The organism is Corallococcus llansteffanensis, assembly GCF_003612055.1.
Lineage (GTDB): Bacteria > Myxococcota > Myxococcia > Myxococcales > Myxococcaceae > Corallococcus > Corallococcus llansteffanensis.
Genome location: NZ_RAWB01000023.1, coordinates 1 through 17279 on the forward strand (window position 1 = coordinate 1; position 17279 = coordinate 17279).

Consider the following 17279-nt stretch of genomic DNA (forward strand, 5'->3'; position numbering starts at 1 on the left):
CACCTCCGCCTCGCGACGCGGGCACCTGGGCGGACGCGGTCCTCACCTCCGTGTCCGCGCCCGTCTACGGAGAGCCTCTACCGGAAGACGTGCTTCGCCTGGAAATGTCGGAAGAACAGGTGCGGCTGGGCACGGAGGCCTTCGCTCCGGCGCGTGCCCCGGACGCGGCCCGGCTCGCGGAGCGGGTGCGGGGGAAGGACGTGCTCCTCGTGAGCGACGACGCCACGTTCCTCGCGCAGGTGTCCGAACTGCTGGCGGTGCTCCAGGCCCACGCGGCGTCCGTGTGGCTCCAGCATCCGGACGCAAAGGTGGCGTACCGGCTGGTGCTGCGCGACGAGGCGGGCTTCCGGGCGTGGCTCGCGGAGGTGGCGCCCGGGAAGCTGCGCATCATCCAGCGCGCGGACGGCTTCGAGTTGACGACGAGCGTGGGCAAGCTGCCGGGGCCGGACCGCAACGGCCCGTCCGTTCCGGTGCGCGGCGGGCGCCAGGACATCGCCGCGCTGAGGCGGGAGCTCACCCGGTTGAAGGGGCGCTTCACCACGTCGGACGACCTGTGCCTCGTGCCCTCTTTCGGCACGGAGCTGGTGCAGGTGGCGCGGGCGCTCGGCGGCACGTACGTCGCGCCGGAGCGCGCGTTGTTCGACACGCTCTGCCTCGTGTACCCGACGCCCGCGGGCGCGCGGGATGGGGGTTCCCCGCATTCGCGGTGAGGGAAGTCTCCCGCCTGGCTGCCGGGCACGCGAGGTCTCCGCAAGCCGGGTGGATGGGGCGCGCATTGGCTTGAGCCCATGCGCACCGCTCGCTACTACCCCCCGCGTGCCGCGCGCTCTACAGTGCCGCGCGCCTTTGATTCCTGAAGGATATGGAGGGCGGTGTCCCTCCCCGGAGGTTGTAGATGGTCGCCGTAACCGAGCCCGCTGCCCGTCCCCAGGATGTCCTCGCCGGGGGCACGTTCCTCTTCCAGGAGGTGGGCGCCACCCGCATCCTCACCCCGGAGGGTTTCTCCGAGGAGCAGCGACTCTTCTTCAAGACGGCGCTCCAGTTCTGCCGTGAGCAGGTGCTGCCGCTGGCCACGCGCATCGAGGCCAAGGACAACGCGCTCCTGCGCGACCTGCTGCGCCGCGCGGGCGACCTGGGTCTCTTGAGCGTGGACATCGCGGAGACCTACGGCGGCACGGGCCTGGACAAGACGACGTCGCTCTTACTCGCGGAGGCCATGAGCCTCTTGGGCTCCTGGTCGGTGACGTCCAGCGCGCACACCGGCATCGGCACGCTGCCCATCGTCTGGTTCGGCAACGAGGCGCAGAAGGCGAAGTACCTGCCGAAGCTCGCCACGGGCGAGTGGGTGGCGGCGTACGCGCTGACGGAGCAGGGCAGCGGCAGCGACGCGCGCGGGGCGAAGACGAAGGCGGTGAAGAGCGCGGACGGCAAGCACTACCTGCTCAACGGCTCCAAGCTCTACATCACCAACGCGGCCTTCGCGGACGTGTTCGTCGTCTTCGCGCAGGTGGACGGCGACAAGTTCACTGGCTTCATCGTGGAGAAGGACACCCCGGGCCTCACCGTGGGCCCCGAAGAGCACAAGATGGGCATCCGCGGCTCGTCCACCTGTCCGCTCTACTTCGAGGACGCGAAGGTGCCCGCGGAGAACCTGCTGGGCGAGCTGGGCAAGGGCCACCGCATCGCCTTCAACATCCTCAACTACGGGCGGCTGAAGCTGGGCGCGGCCGTCATCGGCGGCATGAAGCTGCAGCTGCAGAACGCGCTCAAGTTCGCGCAGGAGCGCAAGCAGTTCAAGGCGCCCATCGCCACGTTCCCGCTCATCCGCGAGAAGCTCGCGCGCATGGCGACGCTCGTCTACGCGGTGGAGAGCATGACGTACCGCACCGCCGGCCTCGTCGACGGGCGGCTCGCCACCAAGGAGCGCACGGACGCGGACTACGACGCGCACGTCATCGCCGCGATGGAGGAGTTCGCCACCGAGGCCTCCATCATGAAGGTCTTCGGTTCGGAGGCCCTGAACTCCGTGGTGGACGACGCGGTGCAGGTGCACGGCGGCGCCGGCTACATCGAGGAGTACCCGGTGGAGCGCGCCTTCCGCGACGCGCGCATCAACCGCATCTTCGAGGGCACCAACGAGATCAACCGCATGCTCATCACCGGCATGCTGCTCAAGCGCGCCGTGAAGGGCGACCTGCCGCTGTTCGCGCAGGGGCGCTCGGTGTCGGACGAGCTGAACCGGGGCGAGCGTCCGCGCGCGGGCCGGCAGGACGCGCTCGCCAACGAGGAGGTCGCCGCCGAGTGCGCCAAGCACCTGGCCATCCACGGCATGCGGCTGGCCGCGGAGACGTTCGGCACGGAGCTGGACAAGCACCAGGAGGTCATGGCCGCGCTGGCGGACGTGGTGATGGACGCCTACGCGTTGGACTCCATGGTGACGCGCACCCGGCAGGCCGCCGCCAGCGGCGTGCTGGATCCGCTGCGCGTGGCGCTGGTGCGGCTGTACGCGATGGAGTCCACCGCGCGCGCCTTCGAGCGCACCCGCCGCGCGCTGTGCTCCACCCTCAAGGGCGACGTGCTCGCGCTGGAGCTCAAGCGGCTGTCCGCGCTGGACGCCTTCACGCCGTACGACCCGGCGGAGCTGCGTGAGACGGTGGTGGCCGGCCTGGAAGAGGCGGGCGGCTACCCGTACAACCCGCTGTAGCATTCCGGGCCTGGGACCCTGGGGCCTCGGAGCCCCGGGGCCTCAGGGCATCCGCGACACGGCATCCAACCCGAAGCTGACCCGTGCCCGCCAGGGCGCGGGCGGCAGGTGCTCCAGCGCCATCAGCGCTTCCAGCCGCTGGAGCATGTCCGGCCGCAGCCGGCCGAACGTCGCGCCGAAGCCCGGGGTGACGGCCTCCGTGGAGCCCTTGCGCGGCAGGGTGGACGTCCACGCCACCTCGCCGTGCAGCAGCAGCGGGCCCTCCTTCATGTCCATCTCCAGGAGGAAGGGCACGCCCACCTGCACCTCGCGGGGCAGGGCGGGGGCCTCCACCTCCAGGCCCACGCCGCCTCGGGAGATGTCGCGCACGATGAAGGACGGGGCCTGGGTGTCCACCTCCTGCGCCCGCAGGTGCAGCGGCATGCGCGGGAAGCGGCGCAGTCCGTTCTGCTCCTCCTGGGCGAAGATGTGCTGGAGCACCGCGTCCAGGCCGCTGCGATCCTCCGAGCCGTCGTAGCGCACGGTGAGCAGGAAGCGCTCGCCCGGGCGGGGCTCCACCTTGACGACCTCTCCCAGCACCTCCACCGGGCGCGGCATGCCGCCCGCGTGCATCTCGAAGGTGAACCGGGTGCCCAGGGGCAGCGCCTTGCGCGTCTCCAGGGTGACGCCGCCCTGGCCCACGCTCCGGGTGTACTCGCCGACCAACGACTGCGGCGTCTTGTAGGCCACCTTCAGTCGAACGTTCGTATCCACGTACCCACCACTCTCCGGCGGGCGGCGGGAAAACTCAAGCTCACCCCACCGTCAAGGGTAGGGCCGCGCCCCCCGCACCTCCTGGACGTCCGGGGATGTCCGGCGCCGAGCGCGCGGTGTTCCAACCTGTTGCGCTTTCTTGACCCCCCTGGGGGGGGCGCGTATGTATGCCGGCCGCAGAGGGGTAAGAAGTGGGAAGGAGTGGTGGTCCGTCCCGCGTCAGGCCGAAAAGGTGGATCATCCCGCGTGTTCCGAGGCGTCTATGAGCACCAGATCGACGCGAAGGGGCGCACCAGCCTCCCGGCGAAGCTCCGGGAGACGTTGGTGGGCGCCTACGACGAGCGGCTCATCGTCACCACGGCCCTGGACCCCTGCCTCCACGCCTACCCGGGGCGGGAGTGGGAGGCGTTGGAGACCGCGCTCGCCCGGCGCAACCCCATGGAGCCGGGGGTCAAGACGTTGATGCGGCTGTACGTGGCCAGCGCGCAGGAGTGCCCGCTGGACAAGCTGGGCCGGCTGCTCATCCCGCCGTCGCTCAGGACGTACGCGAAGCTGGAGAAGGACGTGGTGTGGGCGGGGATGGTGAAGGTGATCGAGCTTTGGAGCCTGGATGGTTGGGCGAAGGCGCAGGCGGATGCGCGCCAGGAAGCCACCTCCCAGGACGTGTTGCGGGTGCTGGGCGAACTGCGCCAGCCGTAGCCAGGAAGTCGACAGCAGCCGGAAGTCCTCCAAGTAGTTCTCCGTGGAAGGGTGGCAGCGCATGGACCAGGTGCAGGAGGTTCGACGGAACAGGGCGGCGCTGGCGGGCTCCGAGCGCGTGGAGACGCTCATGCTGGAGGGCGAGCTGGGCGAGGACGACCTCACCCGGCTGTGCGAGGACCTGATGCACCGGCTGCACCGGGGCATCCGCCAGGTGGTCCTGGACTTCGCGGACGTGTCGCACCTGAACTACCGGGGCGTGCGCCCGCTGGTGGCCCGCACGGAGGCCTTCCGCCGCGCTGGCGGTGACGTGAAGCTGTCCGGGCTGTCGCCGTACCTGGCCGCCATCTTCCGCGCGGCCGGCGCCCACGAGGCCTTCGAGCTGTACCCGCACATGAACGACGCCCGGGCCGCCTTCTCGCTCTCGCGCGCTCCCTTCGTCTGACCTCGCCCGGGACCCCCTCGTGGACTTCCAGCACCAGACCGTCCTGCTCCACGAGACGGTGGAGGTCCTGCTCCCGGCGGAGGGCAAGGTGATCCTCGACGGCACCCTCGGCGGCGGCGGCCACACCGAAGCGCTCCTCGCCCGGGGCGCCACGGTGGTGGGCGTGGACCGCGACCCGGTGGCGCTCGCGGCGGCCACGGCCCGCATGGGCACGAACGCGCGCTTCCAGGCGCGGCAGGGCAACTTCGCGGAGCTGTCGCAGGTGGCGAAGGACCTGCTGCCCGTGGACGGCGTGCTGGTGGACCTGGGCGTGTCCTCGCCCCAACTGGACGTGGCCGAGCGCGGCTTCTCCTTCATGAAGGACGGCCCGCTGGACATGCGCATGGGCGACAGCGGCCCCACCGCCGCGGAGCTCATCGCCTTCACCGACGAGCGCGACCTGGCGCAGCTGCTGCGCGACTACGGCGAGGAGCCCTTCGCGCGGCCCATCGCCCGGGAGCTCAAGCGCGCGCTGCCCCAGCGCACGCTGGAGGCCGCGGAGGTGGTGAAGCGCGCGGTGCCGCGCAAGGCGTGGCCGGACCGCATCCACGTGGCCACCCGCACGTTCCAGGCGCTGCGCATGGCGGTGAACGGGGAGCTGGAGGCGTTGGACGCGCTCCTGGCCTCGCTGCCGTCGCTCCTGAAGGTGGGGGGCCGCGCCGCCGTCATCTCCTTCCACTCCCTGGAGGACCGCAAGGTGAAGGAAGCCTTCAAGGCCCTCGTGGGGGGCTGCACCTGCCCGCCGGGCTTCCCGGTGTGCGTGTGCAACAGCCAGGGCGACTTCGCCCTCGTGTCCAAGAAGGCCGTCGCGGCTTCCGATGCGGAAGTCGAGGCCAACCCCCGCTCTCGTAGCGCGCACCTGCGCGCGGTGGAGAAAGTCCGATGAGCAAGGCCCTCTCGCGCAACACCGTCTCCGTGGCCGGCGTGCTGATGCACCTGCTGCCCGCCGTCGCGCTCTTCGCGCTGTTCACCGCGGTGGGCATCCTCCACGTGACGAGCCGCGTGCTGGTGGTGGACATGGGCTACCGGCTGTCCAACGCGGAGGGCGAGAGCCGCTCGCTGACCCGGGAGAACGACCGGCTCAAGCTGGAGCTGGCCACGCTCAAGGCCCCCGGCCGCCTGGAGCGCGTGGCGCGCGAGCAGCTGGGCATGGCGATGCCCCGGGGCGGCGCCGTGGTGTCCGTGGCCGATGAGCGCGTGAAGGACTCGCGCACCGCGCAGGCCCGTTCGTCGGCGCCGGCCGTCCGCGTGGCGGAGCGGGGTGCCCAGCGGTGAGGGACTTCAAGAGCGCGCGGGCGCCCGAATCCAACGCGAAGTGGCTCAAGCTGCGGGTCCAGCTGCTGTTCGGGCTGTTCCTCACGCTGCTGGGCACGGCGTTCGCCCGCGCGGTCTACCTCCAGGTCTTCCAGCAGGAGAAGCTGCGGGGGCTGGCGCAGGACCAGTACGTCCGGCAGATCGACATCCCGGCCCGCCGCGGCGACATCTTCGACCGGCGCGGCACGCCGCTCGCCCAGAGCGTGGAGGTGGACTCCATCTGGGTGGACCCCTCGCTGCTCCCGGACGTGCGGCAGGCGTCGCGGCTGCTCGCGAAGGCCGTGCACCTGGACCCCAACGACGTCGCCTCGCGCCTGGGCCGCGCCAAGCGCTTCGCGTGGGTGAAGCGCCAGGCGAAGCCGCAGGAGGTGGAGGCGGTGAAGGCGCTGGGGCTTCCGGGCCTGGGCTTCACCAAGGAGCCCAAGCGCTTCTATCCCCAGCGCGAGCTGGGCGCGCACATCGTCGGCATGGTGGGCACCGACGGCCACGGCCTGGAGGGGCTGGAGCTCGCCTTCGAGGACGAGCTGTCCGGGCAGAACTCGCGCACCTCCGGCTTCCGCGACGCCAAGGGCCGCAAGCTGATGGTGCAGGGCGCGTTGGATCCGCTGGAGCGCCAGGGCGCCGCGGTGACGCTCACGTTGGATCGCCACCTCCAGTACGTCGCGGAGAAGGCGCTGGCCAAGGCCGTGGACGACGCGAAGGCCATCGCCGGCATGGCGGTGGTGCTGGACCCGCGCACCGGTGAGCTGCTCGCGCTCGCCAACAACCCGCGCTTCAACCCCAACACGCCGGAGGACGGCGTGAAGAACGCCATCCGCAACCGCGCCGCGCTGGACGCCTTCGAGCCCGGCTCCACGATGAAGGCCTTCGTGGTGGCCGCCGCGCTGGAAGAGAAGGCCATCACGCCGGAGTCGCTGTTCTTCTGTGAGAACGGGGCCTGGCGCATCGGCCGCCACACCATCAACGACACCCACCCGCACGGCTGGCTGGCCCCGGAGGGAATCCTCCAGGTGTCCTCCAACATCTGCGCCGCCAAGGTGGCGGAGGCCCTGGGCCGCGAGAAGCTGGTCGCCGCCTACCACGCCTTCGGCTTCGCGGAGCGCACGGGCCTGGCGCTGACCGGGGAGAGCCGGGGCAGCATCCCGTTTCCGAAATCGGACATCTCGCTGGCCACCCAATCCTTCGGCCAGGGCATGACATCCACCGCCGTGCAGCTGGCGGCGGCCTACGGTGCGCTGGCCAACGACGGCGTCCTGATGCGCCCGTACCTCGTCTCCAGGGTGGTGGACCCGGACGGCGTGGTGCTGATGGAGAACCAGCCCACGCAGCTGCGCCGGGTCGTTTCCCAGAGGGTGGCGCGGCAGGTCGTGGGCATGCTCGAGAGCGTGGTCGTCAAGGGAGGGACCGCCCCCAAGGCCGCCATGGAGGACTACCGCGTGGCCGGAAAGACGGGCACCGCGCAGAAGGCGGACCCGGTCGCGCGTGGGTATTCCGACAAACGCATCGCGTCTTTTGCGGGCATGGTGCCGGCCGAGGCCCCGCGCGCCGTGATTCTCGTGATAGTGGACGAACCGAAGACGGACGTATACGGGGGGAACGTGGCTGCCCCTGCCTTCAAGGAAATCGCTACCGCCGCCATGGCCCACCTGGCCGTGCCCCCGTCCCGTACGGTGGCACCCGCCGAGGTGGCCGCGGCCGCTGCGCCTCCGGTGCCCCCTCCGGCATCGAAGGCGTCGGCGAAGGCCGTCCCGGTACGGGCGGTCCTGGCGGAAGCGGTGACCGAGACTCCGGAGCCCGGCACGGTGCGTGTGCCGGACGTCCAGGGTCAGGCGGGTCGCGAAGCCGTGGTGAAGTTGCTTGCCGCGGCGTTGGAGCCACAGCTGCAAGGCAGTGGACGAGTGGTGTCTCAGACCCCCCCCGCCGGTGCGCTGGTGGAGAAGGGGGCCCGGGTGACGCTGGAACTGGCGACGCGGCAATGAGGCCGTGTCCTTTCCAGGCCCCGCATCAGCAATGCGTGTGAAGGGGAAGAGATGAAGCTGACGGATGTCCTCGCAGGGTGTGGAGCCGAGCAGACCTCGGGCGGCCGTTCCGCGGTCGACGTCACGGGAGTGACGCAGGATTCGCGGCGCGTGAAGCCGGGGGACCTCTTCATCGCCGTGCCCGGCCTGAAGGAAGATGGGGCCCAGTTCATCGGTGAGGCCGTGTCTCGCGGCGCCGTGGCGGTGGTGTCGGAGAAGCAGGGGCAGTCCTCGCAGGTGCCGTTCTTCAAGGTGAGCAGCGCGCGCAAGGCGCTGGCCCTCATCGCGGCGAACTTCTACGGCCGCCCCGCCGACAAGCTGACGCTCCTGGGCGTCACGGGAACGAACGGGAAGACGACGACGACGTACCTGCTGGAGGCCATCCTCGCCACGGCCGCCATGTACTCGGGCTCCTCCGCTCCCGGCGTCATCGGGACGCTGGGCTACAAGTTCGGCGGCAAGACGACGGAATTGGCCAACACCACGCCGGACCCGCTGGAGCTGCACCGCATCTTCCGCGAGATGGTGGATGCCGGGGTGGAGACGGTGGTGATGGAGGTGTCCAGCCACGCGCTCGCGCAGGAGCGCGTGCACGGGCTCACGTTCAAGGCCGTGGGCTTCAGCAACCTGTCCCGCGACCACCTGGACTACCACAAGGACATGGAGGAGTACTTCCAGGTCAAGCGCAAGCTCTTCGCGGAGAACCTCGCCGCCACGGGCACCGCGGTGGTGAACGGCGACGACACCTTCGCCAGCCGCATCTACAACGAGCTGCGCGGCCAGAAGCGCATGGCGTGGAAGTTCAGCCGCCTGGGGCCCGGTGAGATCTCGGCCTCGGACGCGACCTTCTCGCTCAAGGGCATCGAGGCCACGCTCAAGACGCCCGCGGGCGACATCAAGATCAAGAGCAAGCTCCTGGGTCCCCACAACCTGGAGAACATCCTCCTGGCCACGGGCATCGCGCTGGGCGCGGGCATCTCGCGCTCGGACGTGAAGAGCGGCATCGAGCTGGTCTCCAAGGTGTCCGGCCGCATGGACCGCGCGGAGAACCACCGCGGCGGCCCAGCGCCGGCCGTGCTGGTGGACTACGCGCACACGGATGACGCGCTCAAGCGCTCCATCGAAGCGGCGCGCACGCTGGCCAAGGGCCGCGTCATCGTCGTCTTCGGCTGCGGCGGCGACCGCGACAAGGGCAAGCGCCCGCTGATGGGCGCGGTGGCCGCGGAGGGCGCCGACCTGGTGATGGTGACCAGCGACAACCCGCGCACGGAGGACCCGGAGGCCATCATCGCGGAAGTCACTCCGGGCCTGGAGAAGGGCGGCCTGCGCCGCATCTCCGCGGGCAAGGCGAAGGTCGGGGAGAAGGGCTACCTCGTGGACGCGGATCGCCGCGCCGCCATCGAGCAGGTCATCAACCTGGCCAAGGACGACGACGTCGTCCTCATCGCCGGCAAGGGCCACGAGACCTACCAGACGGTGGGCAGCGAGAAGCACGCCTTCGACGACCGCGAGGTCGCCGCCAAGGCGCTGGCCAACCGCATCCCGGGCTGAACCGAAGGTCCACCGCCACCTCCCGCTCCTCCCTTCATGGCCGCTCGATTCTCCGACGATGAGGTGCTGCAGGCGACCGGTGCGACCCGTCGCGGGGACGCTGTCCCCGCGGGGTTTCCCGCCGTCTGCACCGACACGCGGTCGCTCACCCCGGGGTGCCTCTTCGTGGCGCTCCAGGGCGAGCGCTTCGACGCCCACGACTTCGTGGACGGCGCCCTGCGTGGAGGAGCCGCGGGGGCGGTGGTGAAGCGGGGCAGGGCGCTGCCGGCCCTGCCCGCCCACGTCACGCTCTACGAGGTGGACGACACCCTGGCCGCGCTCGGCGGCCTGGGCGCGCTGCACCGCCGCCGCTTCCGCATCCCGGTGGCGGCGGTGGGGGGCTCCAACGGGAAGACGACCACCAAGGAGATGGTGGGCGCCATCCTCGCAACGCGGGGCCCCGCGCTGAAGACCGAAGGCAACTTCAACAACGAGGTCGGCGTCCCGCTGACGCTCTTCCGGCTGGAGCCGTCCCACGTGGCGGCGGTCATCGAAGTGGGGATGAACCAGCCGGGCGAAATCGAACGGCTGACGCGCCGGGTGCAGCCCGACGCGGGCGTCATCACGGTGGTCCAGCCCGAACACCTGGAAGGGCTGGGCAGCCTGGAGGGCGTGGCCGAGGCGGAAGGCGAGCTGTTCCGCGAGCTGCTGCCCCAGGCGACGGCGGTGGTGAACCTGGACGACGCGCTCATCGTGCACCAGGCCGCGCGCAGCGGCGCGAAGCACCTCACGTTCGGCCGGGCGGAGGGCGCCGACGTGCGCCTCACCGACATCCAGACGCTGGGGCGCGACGGCATGGTGGCCACGGTCCGCCATGCCCAGCAGGACTGGCCGGTGCGCCTGCACTTCGTGGGGCCGCACAACGCGCAGAACGCGACGGCGGCGTTCGCGACGGCGCTGGCGCTGGGCTACTCCCCCGAGGAGTGCGTGCGCGGGCTGGAGACGGCGCGGCCGTACGCGCGGCGCCTCAACATCCTGGACGGCGCGAACGGCGTGATGGTGGTGGACGACTGCTACAACGCCAACCCCGCCTCCATGGAGGCGGCGCTCGTCACGCTGGGCACGCTGGTGCCGAAGGGTGGCCGGGCGGTGGCGGTGCTGGGCGACATGCTGGAGCTGGGCGCGGGCGAGTTCGAGGCGCATGCCCACCTGGGCGAGCTCGTCGCGCGTCATGCCTCGCTGGTCGCGTTCTTCGGGCCCCGGTCCTCCGGTGGCCACCAGAGCGCGAAGCTGGGAGATGCTGGCGCGCACTTCACCGAGGTGGAGCCATTGGTGGCCTGGTTGACGCCCCGGCTCGTCCCCGGTGACGTGGTGCTGGTGAAGGCCAGTCGCGGCATGCGACTGGAGCGCGTGGTGGCCGCCCTGACGGGCACGGCCGCCCCCCAAGGGAGTCACTAAGTGCTGTACCTCCTGTACGAGCTCATCCAGAACACCGAGGCCGGGCGCGTCCTCAACTTCCTGCGCTACCCGACCTTCCGCATCATCGCCGCGGGCGTCTTCGCCCTGCTCCTGGGGATGCTCATCGGCCCGCGCCTCATCGCGCGGCTGCGCCTGAAGCAGCACGGGCAGAGCAACGTGCGCGAGGACACGCCGGACTCGCACCAGAAGAAGAAGGGCACGCCCACCATGGGCGGCGCGCTCATCCTGCTGTGCATCGCGGCGGGCACGCTCCTGTTCGCGGACCTGAAGAGCCGGGGTGTCTGGGTGATGATCCTCCTCACCTTCGGCTACGGCTTCATCGGCTTCCTGGATGACTGGCTGAAGCTGTCCAAGCGCAACTCCAAGGGCCTCGCCGGGCGCAAGAAGATGGTGCTGCAGACCGTCTTCTTCCTCATCGCCATCTTCGGGCTGATGTGCACCTGGACGAAGGCGGACGGCTCGTTCGGGCCCACGCTGCTCATCGACACGCGGCTGACGCTGCCGTTCGTGCCGTCGCATTGGTTCAACCCGGACCTGGGCTGGTTCTACGTCGTCTTCGCGTGGATCGTCATCGTGGGCACGTCCAACGCGGTGAACCTCACGGACGGCCTGGACGGTCTGGCCATCGTGCCGACCATCGTGTCGGCGGTGACGTTCTGCGTGCTCTGCTACGTCGCGGGCACCACGCTGCACATCGCGGACACGGAGACGGTGAACGGCGTCGCGCGCCTCACCGCCACGCCGCTGTACCGCTACCTGGGCATCCTGCAGGTGCCGGGCGGCGCGGAGCTGGCCGTGTTCTGCGCGAGCATCGTGGGCGCGGGCATCTCCTTCCTCTGGTTCAACACCTACCCGGCGTCCGTGTTCATGGGCGACATCGGCTCGCTGGCCCTGGGCGGCGCGCTGGGCGGGCTGGCCGTGTTCTCGAAGAACGAGGTGGTCTCTGCCATCATCCACGGCATCTTCTTCGCCGAAGCGCTGAGCGTGATGATCCAGGTGACCTCGTTCAAGATGACGGGCAAGCGCGTCTTCAAGATGGCGCCCGTGCACCACCACTTCGAGCTCAAGGGAATGGCCGAGCCGAAGATCATCGTGCGTTTCTGGATTGTCGCCATCCTCTGTGGTGGCGTGGCCCTGCTGTCCCTGAAGCTGCGCTAGGCGCGAAAAGGGGTCTGTCCCGCCCATGAGCACGTCGCTGTCCGGTCGGAAGGTCGCGGTGTTCGGGCTGGCGAAGAGCGGCGTCGCTGCGCTGCGCCTGCTCCTGCAGCACGGGGCGAAGGTGACGGCGCTGGACGCGCGCTCGGAGGACGCGCTCGGCGACGTGGCGAAGGAGCTGAAGGCGAAGGGCGTGACGCTCGTCACCGGCGCCACGCCCGAGGGGCTGCTCACCCGCCAGGACCTGGTGGTGGTGAGCCCGGGCGTGCCGCTGTCGCTGCCGGAGCTGGAGGCCGCGCGCACCTCGGGCGTCCCCGTGTGGGGCGAGATCGAGCTCGCGTGGCGCTTCCTGGAGCTCGGCGGCGCGACGCGGCTGCTGGGCATCACTGGCACCAACGGCAAGAGCACCACCACGGCGCTCACCGGCGAGCTGTTCGCCCGGGGCGGCCAGCGCACCTTCGTGGGGGGCAACCTGGGCCGTCCGCTGGCGGAGGCCGCGGTGTCGCCGGGTGACTGGGACGCGCTGGTGGTGGAGCTGTCCAGCTTCCAACTGGAGGGCATCCACACGCTGCGTCCGCTGGGCTCGGCCATCCTCAACCTCACGCCGGACCACCTGGACCGGTACGCGGACCAGGGCGAGTACGGCGCGGCCAAGGCGCGCATCTTCATGAACCAGGACGCGGGCCGCGACTTCGCGGTGGTGAACGCGGACGACGCGGCGGTGATGTCGCTGGCGGTCTCCGCGCGCGCGCCCGTGTATGGCTTCAGCCTCACCGGCCGCCCGGTGGTGGACGCGCCGAAGCTCGCGGGGCTCGCGGTGGCGCAGGACGGCGGCTTCCGGCTGGAGTTCTCCGGCGAGGACTTCACGCTGACGAACCGAGCGCTCCGGGGCGCGCACAACGCGCAGAACGCGATGGCCGCCGCGCTGCTGGCCCGGCTGGGCGGCGTCTCCCGGGACGCGGTGCAGGCGGGGCTCGACAGCTACCCGGGCCTGCCGCACCGGCTGGAGAGCGTGCGCGTGCTGGACGGCGTGGAGTGGGTGAACGACTCCAAGGCCACCAACGTGGACTCCGTGCTGGTGGCGCTCCGGGCGTTCGCGGGCAACGTGTGGCTCATCGCGGGCGGCAAGGGCAAGGGCGCGCCCTACGCGCCCATGGTGGAAGCGGGGCAGGGGAAGGTGAAGGGCGTGCTGACCATTGGCCAGGACGCGGACGCGCTGGCGCGGGCGTACGCGAACGAGGCGCCGGTGCACGCGTGCGGCACGCTGGACGCGGCGGTGGCGAAGGCGCGTGGGCTCGCGAAGGCGGGGGACACGGTGCTGCTGTCCCCGGCGTGCGCGTCGTACGACCAGTTCAAGAACTTCGAGGACCGGGGCGACACGTTCAAGCGCCTCGTCGGGGCGCTCTGACCGTCATGAAGACCTCTCCTCCGGCCGCCCCCGTGCGGTTCGACCCCATCCTGCTGTGCGCCGTGCTGGCGCTCGTCACGCTGGGGCTGGTGATGACGTACTCGGCCAGTGCCGTGCTCGCCCAGGACAAGCTGGGCGACAGCCTGTATTTCCTCAAGCGCCAGCTCGTCGCCGCGGGCCTGGGCGTCGTGGCCATGGCGGTGATGATGAAGCTGGGCTGGCGGCGGCTGGCGCGGCTGGCGTACCCGCTGCTCATCGTCGCCATCGTGCTGATGGTGCTGGTGGCGATTCCCGGCATCGGCACCACGGCGGGCGGCGCGCGGCGGTGGATCCGCCTGCCGGGCTTCAGCCTCCAGCCGGCGGAGGTCGCCAAGTTCGCGTGGCTCGTCTACCTGTCCTATTCGCTCGCGAAGAAGCGGGAGAAGGTGGCCACGTTCTCCATCGGCTTCCTGCCGCACCTGGCGCTGTGCGGCGTCCTGGTGCTCCTGTGCATGCTCCAGCCGGACTTCGGCAGCAGCGTGCTGCTGGTGTTCATGCTCTTCGTGCTGCTGTTCGCGGCGGGCACGAAGCTCAGCTACCTCGTGGGGTCGGTGCTGCTCGCGCTGCCCCTGGCGTACGTGGCCATCGCGACCAGCCCCTACCGCATGAAGCGCATCCTCGCGTTCATGGACCCCTGGGCCCACCGGCACGACGTGGGCTACCAGGTGGCGGAGTCGCTCATGTCCATCGGCTCCGGCGGCATCACCGGCCTGGGGCTGGGCGACGGCCGGCAGAAGCTGTTCTTCCTGCCGGAGGCGCACACGGACTTCATCTTCTCCATCCTCGGTGAGGAGCTGGGCCTCATCGGCGTGGGGCTGCTCGTCGCGCTGTACGCCATCGTCCTCTGGCGCGGCATCCGCGCGAGCCTCGCGGCGGGGGAGACCTTCGGCACCTACCTGGGGCTGGGCATCAGCTCCATCATCGCGTTCCAGGCCACGGTGAACATGTGCGTGGCCATGGGCCTGTTGCCCACGAAGGGCCTGACGCTGCCATTCGTGTCCTACGGCGGCACGTCGCTGGTGGTGCTGATGGGCTCCGCGGGCGTGCTCTTGTCCCTGAGCGCGAACACCCAGGGCGCGTCGCGGCCGGTGCGCGCGGGGACGACGGACCTGCGGGAGGTGACGGCGTGAAGGTGCTCATCGCGGGCGGCGGCACCGGCGGCCACCTGTTCCCGGGCATCGCGCTGGCCGAGGAGGTCGTCACGCGCCACCACGCCAACGAGGTCGTCTTCGTGGGCACCGAGCGGGGCCTGGAGGCCCGCGTGGTGCCGAAGGAGGGCTACCCGCTGGAGTTCGTGAAGGTGCAGGGGCTCAAGGGCAAGGGCTTCTGGGGCCTCATCAAGGGGTTGCTCGCGCTGCCCCTGGCGTTCCTCGCGTCGTTCCGCATCCTGTCGCGCCAGAAGCCGGACGTGGTGGTGGGCGTGGGCGGCTACGCGAGCGGGCCGGTGGTGCTGGCCGCGTGGATGATGGGGATTCCCACCGCCATCCAGGAGCAGAACGCGCTGCCGGGCCTCACCAACAAGGTGCTGGGCCGCATCGTGAAGGTCGTCTTCACCGCCTTCGAGGAAGCCAGGGCGTTCTTCCCCGAAGCCAAGGTGCAGATGATTGGCAACCCCATCCGCCGCAAGCTGATGGACAACTACCTGCGCAGCAGCGCGGCGCACGAGAAGTTCTCCGTGCTCATCTTCGGCGGCAGCCTGGGCGCGCGCGGCCTCAACAACCGCATGCTGGACGCGCTGGACTCCCTGGGCGACCTGAAGGACCAGGTCTCCTTCGTGCACCAGACGGGCAAGAACGACCTGGAGACGGTGAAGAAGGGCTACGCGGACAAGGGCTTCGGCGCGCAGGCCACGGTGGTGGAGTTCATCGACGACATGTCCTCCGCCTACGCCCAGGCGGACCTGGTCATCTGCCGCGCGGGCGCGACGTCGCTGGCGGAGCTGACGGTGTGCAAGAAGGCCAGCATCCTGGTGCCCTTCCCGCACGCGACGGACAACCACCAGGAGGTGAACGCCCGGGCGCTGGTGGACGCGGGCGCGGCGCTGATGTTCCGCGAGTCGGAGCTCACCGGCCAGAAGCTCGCGGAGACACTGCGCGGGCTGATGACGGACCCGGCGAAGCTCAAGCAGATGGCGAAGAAGGCCGGCATCCTGGGCCGGCCCGCGGCCGCGAAGGAGCTGGCGGACGTGTGCGTGGACCTGACGACGCAGGCCTGGGGTCCCCAGGGCCGCGACCGCGGGCCCAAGGACGTGAAGAAGGCACCCGGGAGCAAGGCATGAGCAAGTCCGTCAGCAACAAGCCCGGCAGCCTCTACAAGACGCGCCACGCCGCGCACGTGCACTTCGTGGGCGTGGGCGGCATCGGCATGAGCGGCATCGCGGAGGTGCTGCTCAACCTGGGCTACCGCGTGTCGGGCTCCGACCTGCGCGAGAGCGACATCACCCGCAGGCTCGCGAAGCTGGGCGCCACGCTCTACGAAGGCCACCGGGCGCAGAACCTGGTCCACGCGGACGTGGTCGTGATTTCCTCCGCGGTGCGCAAGGACAACCCGGAGGTGGTGGCGGCGCGCCAGCGCAAGATTCCCGTCATCCCGCGCGCGGAGATGCTCGCGGAGCTGATGCGCCTGAAGTACGCGGTCGCCGTCGCCGGCAGCCACGGCAAGACGACGACGACGTCTATGGTGGCCACGGTGCTGTCCGCGGCGGGCCTGGACCCCACGGCGGTGGTGGGCGGCAAGGTGAACGTGCTCGACTCCAACGCCAAGCTGGGCAAGAGCGAGCTGATGGTGGTGGAGGCGGACGAGTCCGACGGCAGCTTCCTCAAGCTGCACCCGTCCATCGCGGTCGTCACCAACATCGACCCGGAGCACATGGACCACTACGGCAACCTGGAGACGCTCCAGTCCGCCTTCGTGGAGTTCTGCAACCGCGTGCCCTTCTACGGCCTCAACGTGCTGTGCCTGGACAACCCCAACGTCCAGGCGCTGCTGCCCCGCATCGAGAAGCGCTTCGTCACCTACGGCAGCTCGCACATGGCGGACTACCGGCTGGAGGGCATCAGCCTGGACGGCTTCACCACCACCTTCCACGCGTACCGCCGGGAGGAGGACCTGGGGGAGTTCCGCGTGCGCATGGTGGGCGCGCACAACGCCTTCAACGCCCTGGCCGTCGTGGCCATCGCGGAGGAGATGGACATCCCGCTGGAGACGGTGCGCGGCGCGCTGGCCGAGTTCGGCGGGGTGCAGCGCCGCTTCACCGTGCGCGGCGAGGTGGGCGGCATCACCGTGGTGGACGACTACGGGCACCACCCCACGGAGGTCATGGCCACGCTGTCGGGCGCGCGAAGGGCCTTCGGCCGCCGGGTGGTGGCCGCCTTCCAGCCGCACCGCTACACGCGCACGCATGACCTGATGAAGGAGTTCGCCACCGCGTTCAACGACGCGGACGTGCTCTTCGTCACCAGCGTGTACGCGGCGGGCGAGGAGCCCATCGCGGGCGCCACCGGGGACGCGCTGGCGGAGGCCATCCGCGCGCACGGGCACCGCGACGTCACGTTCGTGGAGAAGCGCGTGGATGTGGCCAAGGCGCTCCAGGAGCGCGTGCGCGAGGGCGACCTGGTGCTGACGCTGGGCGCGGGCGACATCACCCAGGTGGGCCCGGACCTGTTGACCCTGATGGGCGCGGCGAAGGGCGGGTAG

General features: G+C 70.5%; 15 protein-coding genes. 14 read left to right on the forward strand and 1 reads right to left on the reverse strand.

The features are described 5' to 3' along the window. On the forward strand, window positions 1-710 hold a 710-nt coding region (locus D7V93_RS03725), incomplete at its 5' end, for a hypothetical protein (RefSeq protein WP_372338287.1). A 185-nt stretch (window positions 711-895) separates the two neighbouring features. Continuing rightward, window positions 896-2704, forward strand: a complete 1809-nt coding sequence (locus tag D7V93_RS03730; protein ID WP_120642046.1) for an acyl-CoA dehydrogenase FadE — start codon at window positions 896-898, stop codon at window positions 2702-2704. A 42-nt stretch (window positions 2705-2746) separates the two neighbouring features. Here D7V93_RS03730 and D7V93_RS03735 read toward each other — a convergent pair whose 3' ends face one another. Then, a complete protein-coding gene (locus tag D7V93_RS03735; RefSeq protein ID WP_120642047.1) occupies window positions 2747-3457 on the reverse strand; it encodes a PilZ domain-containing protein in 711 nt (236 codons plus the stop codon). Between the two features lie 246 nt (window positions 3458-3703). On the opposite strand from D7V93_RS03735, the gene mraZ reads away from it, so the two are divergent. From mraZ to murC, 12 genes are all read left to right on the forward strand, one after another. Beyond that, window positions 3704-4156 (forward strand): division/cell wall cluster transcriptional repressor MraZ, encoded by a 453-nt coding sequence (mraZ, locus tag D7V93_RS03740; RefSeq protein WP_120642048.1) that lies wholly within the window; start codon window positions 3704-3706, stop codon window positions 4154-4156. A 61-nt stretch (window positions 4157-4217) separates the two neighbouring features. Further along, window positions 4218-4601, forward strand: coding sequence for an STAS domain-containing protein (locus D7V93_RS03745; RefSeq protein ID WP_120642049.1), 384 nt, complete (start codon window positions 4218-4220; stop codon window positions 4599-4601). Window positions 4602-4620: 19 nt separating this feature from the next. Further along, the gene (rsmH, locus tag D7V93_RS03750) at window positions 4621-5526 is read left to right on the forward strand and encodes a 16S rRNA (cytosine(1402)-N(4))-methyltransferase RsmH (protein ID WP_120642050.1); all 906 of its coding nucleotides are present in this window, start codon (window positions 4621-4623) and stop codon (window positions 5524-5526) included. Then, entirely contained in the window at window positions 5523-5915 is a 393-nt protein-coding gene (gene ftsL, locus D7V93_RS03755; protein ID WP_120642051.1) for a cell division protein FtsL, read from the forward strand. Before rsmH ends, ftsL begins: the two co-directional genes overlap by 4 nt. Further along, complete coding sequence (locus D7V93_RS03760) at window positions 5912-7933, forward strand: PASTA domain-containing penicillin-binding protein (protein WP_120642052.1); 2022 nt, start codon at window positions 5912-5914, stop codon at window positions 7931-7933. The genes ftsL and D7V93_RS03760 overlap by 4 nt, the downstream gene beginning before the upstream one ends. A gap of 51 nt (window positions 7934-7984) precedes the next feature. Then, complete coding sequence (locus tag D7V93_RS03765; protein ID WP_120610315.1) at window positions 7985-9523, forward strand: UDP-N-acetylmuramoyl-L-alanyl-D-glutamate--2,6-diaminopimelate ligase; 1539 nt, start codon at window positions 7985-7987, stop codon at window positions 9521-9523. Between the two features lie 36 nt (window positions 9524-9559). Beyond that, window positions 9560-10960, forward strand: a complete 1401-nt coding sequence (locus D7V93_RS03770) for a UDP-N-acetylmuramoyl-tripeptide--D-alanyl-D-alanine ligase (protein WP_120642053.1) — start codon at window positions 9560-9562, stop codon at window positions 10958-10960. Continuing rightward, window positions 10961-12139, forward strand: a complete 1179-nt coding sequence (mraY, locus tag D7V93_RS03775) for a phospho-N-acetylmuramoyl-pentapeptide-transferase (RefSeq protein ID WP_120642054.1) — start codon at window positions 10961-10963, stop codon at window positions 12137-12139. A gap of 25 nt (window positions 12140-12164) precedes the next feature. Further along, window positions 12165-13544: a UDP-N-acetylmuramoyl-L-alanine--D-glutamate ligase gene (gene murD, locus D7V93_RS03780; protein WP_120642055.1), complete on the forward strand. Its 1380-nt coding sequence runs from the start codon at window positions 12165-12167 to the stop codon at window positions 13542-13544. A gap of 5 nt (window positions 13545-13549) precedes the next feature. After that, window positions 13550-14713: a putative lipid II flippase FtsW gene (gene ftsW, locus D7V93_RS03785; RefSeq protein ID WP_120642056.1), complete on the forward strand. Its 1164-nt coding sequence runs from the start codon at window positions 13550-13552 to the stop codon at window positions 14711-14713. Continuing rightward, window positions 14710-15861 (forward strand): undecaprenyldiphospho-muramoylpentapeptide beta-N-acetylglucosaminyltransferase, encoded by a 1152-nt coding sequence (gene murG / locus D7V93_RS03790; protein ID WP_120642057.1) that lies wholly within the window; start codon window positions 14710-14712, stop codon window positions 15859-15861. The genes ftsW and murG overlap by 4 nt, the downstream gene beginning before the upstream one ends. Next, window positions 15858-17279 (forward strand): UDP-N-acetylmuramate--L-alanine ligase, encoded by a 1422-nt coding sequence (gene murC / locus D7V93_RS03795; RefSeq protein ID WP_120642058.1) that lies wholly within the window; start codon window positions 15858-15860, stop codon window positions 17277-17279. Before murG ends, murC begins: the two co-directional genes overlap by 4 nt.

Excerpts from the sequence above, each read along its gene's own strand:
- D7V93_RS03730 (WP_120642046.1), top strand. The coding sequence starts at position 896 with ATGGTCGCCGTAACCGAGCCCGCTGCCCGTCCCCAGGATGTCCTCGCC.
- D7V93_RS03745 (WP_120642049.1), top strand. The coding sequence starts at position 4,218 with ATGGACCAGGTGCAGGAGGTTCGACGGAACAGGGCGGCGCTGGCGGGC.
- ftsL (WP_120642051.1), top strand. The coding sequence starts at position 5,523 with ATGAGCAAGGCCCTCTCGCGCAACACCGTCTCCGTGGCCGGCGTGCTG.
- D7V93_RS03765 (WP_120610315.1), top strand. The coding sequence starts at position 7,985 with ATGAAGCTGACGGATGTCCTCGCAGGGTGTGGAGCCGAGCAGACCTCG.
- D7V93_RS03770 (WP_120642053.1), top strand. The coding sequence starts at position 9,560 with ATGGCCGCTCGATTCTCCGACGATGAGGTGCTGCAGGCGACCGGTGCG.
- murD (WP_120642055.1), top strand. The coding sequence starts at position 12,165 with ATGAGCACGTCGCTGTCCGGTCGGAAGGTCGCGGTGTTCGGGCTGGCG.
- ftsW (WP_120642056.1), top strand. The coding sequence starts at position 13,550 with ATGAAGACCTCTCCTCCGGCCGCCCCCGTGCGGTTCGACCCCATCCTG.
- murC (WP_120642058.1), top strand. The coding sequence starts at position 15,858 with ATGAGCAAGTCCGTCAGCAACAAGCCCGGCAGCCTCTACAAGACGCGC.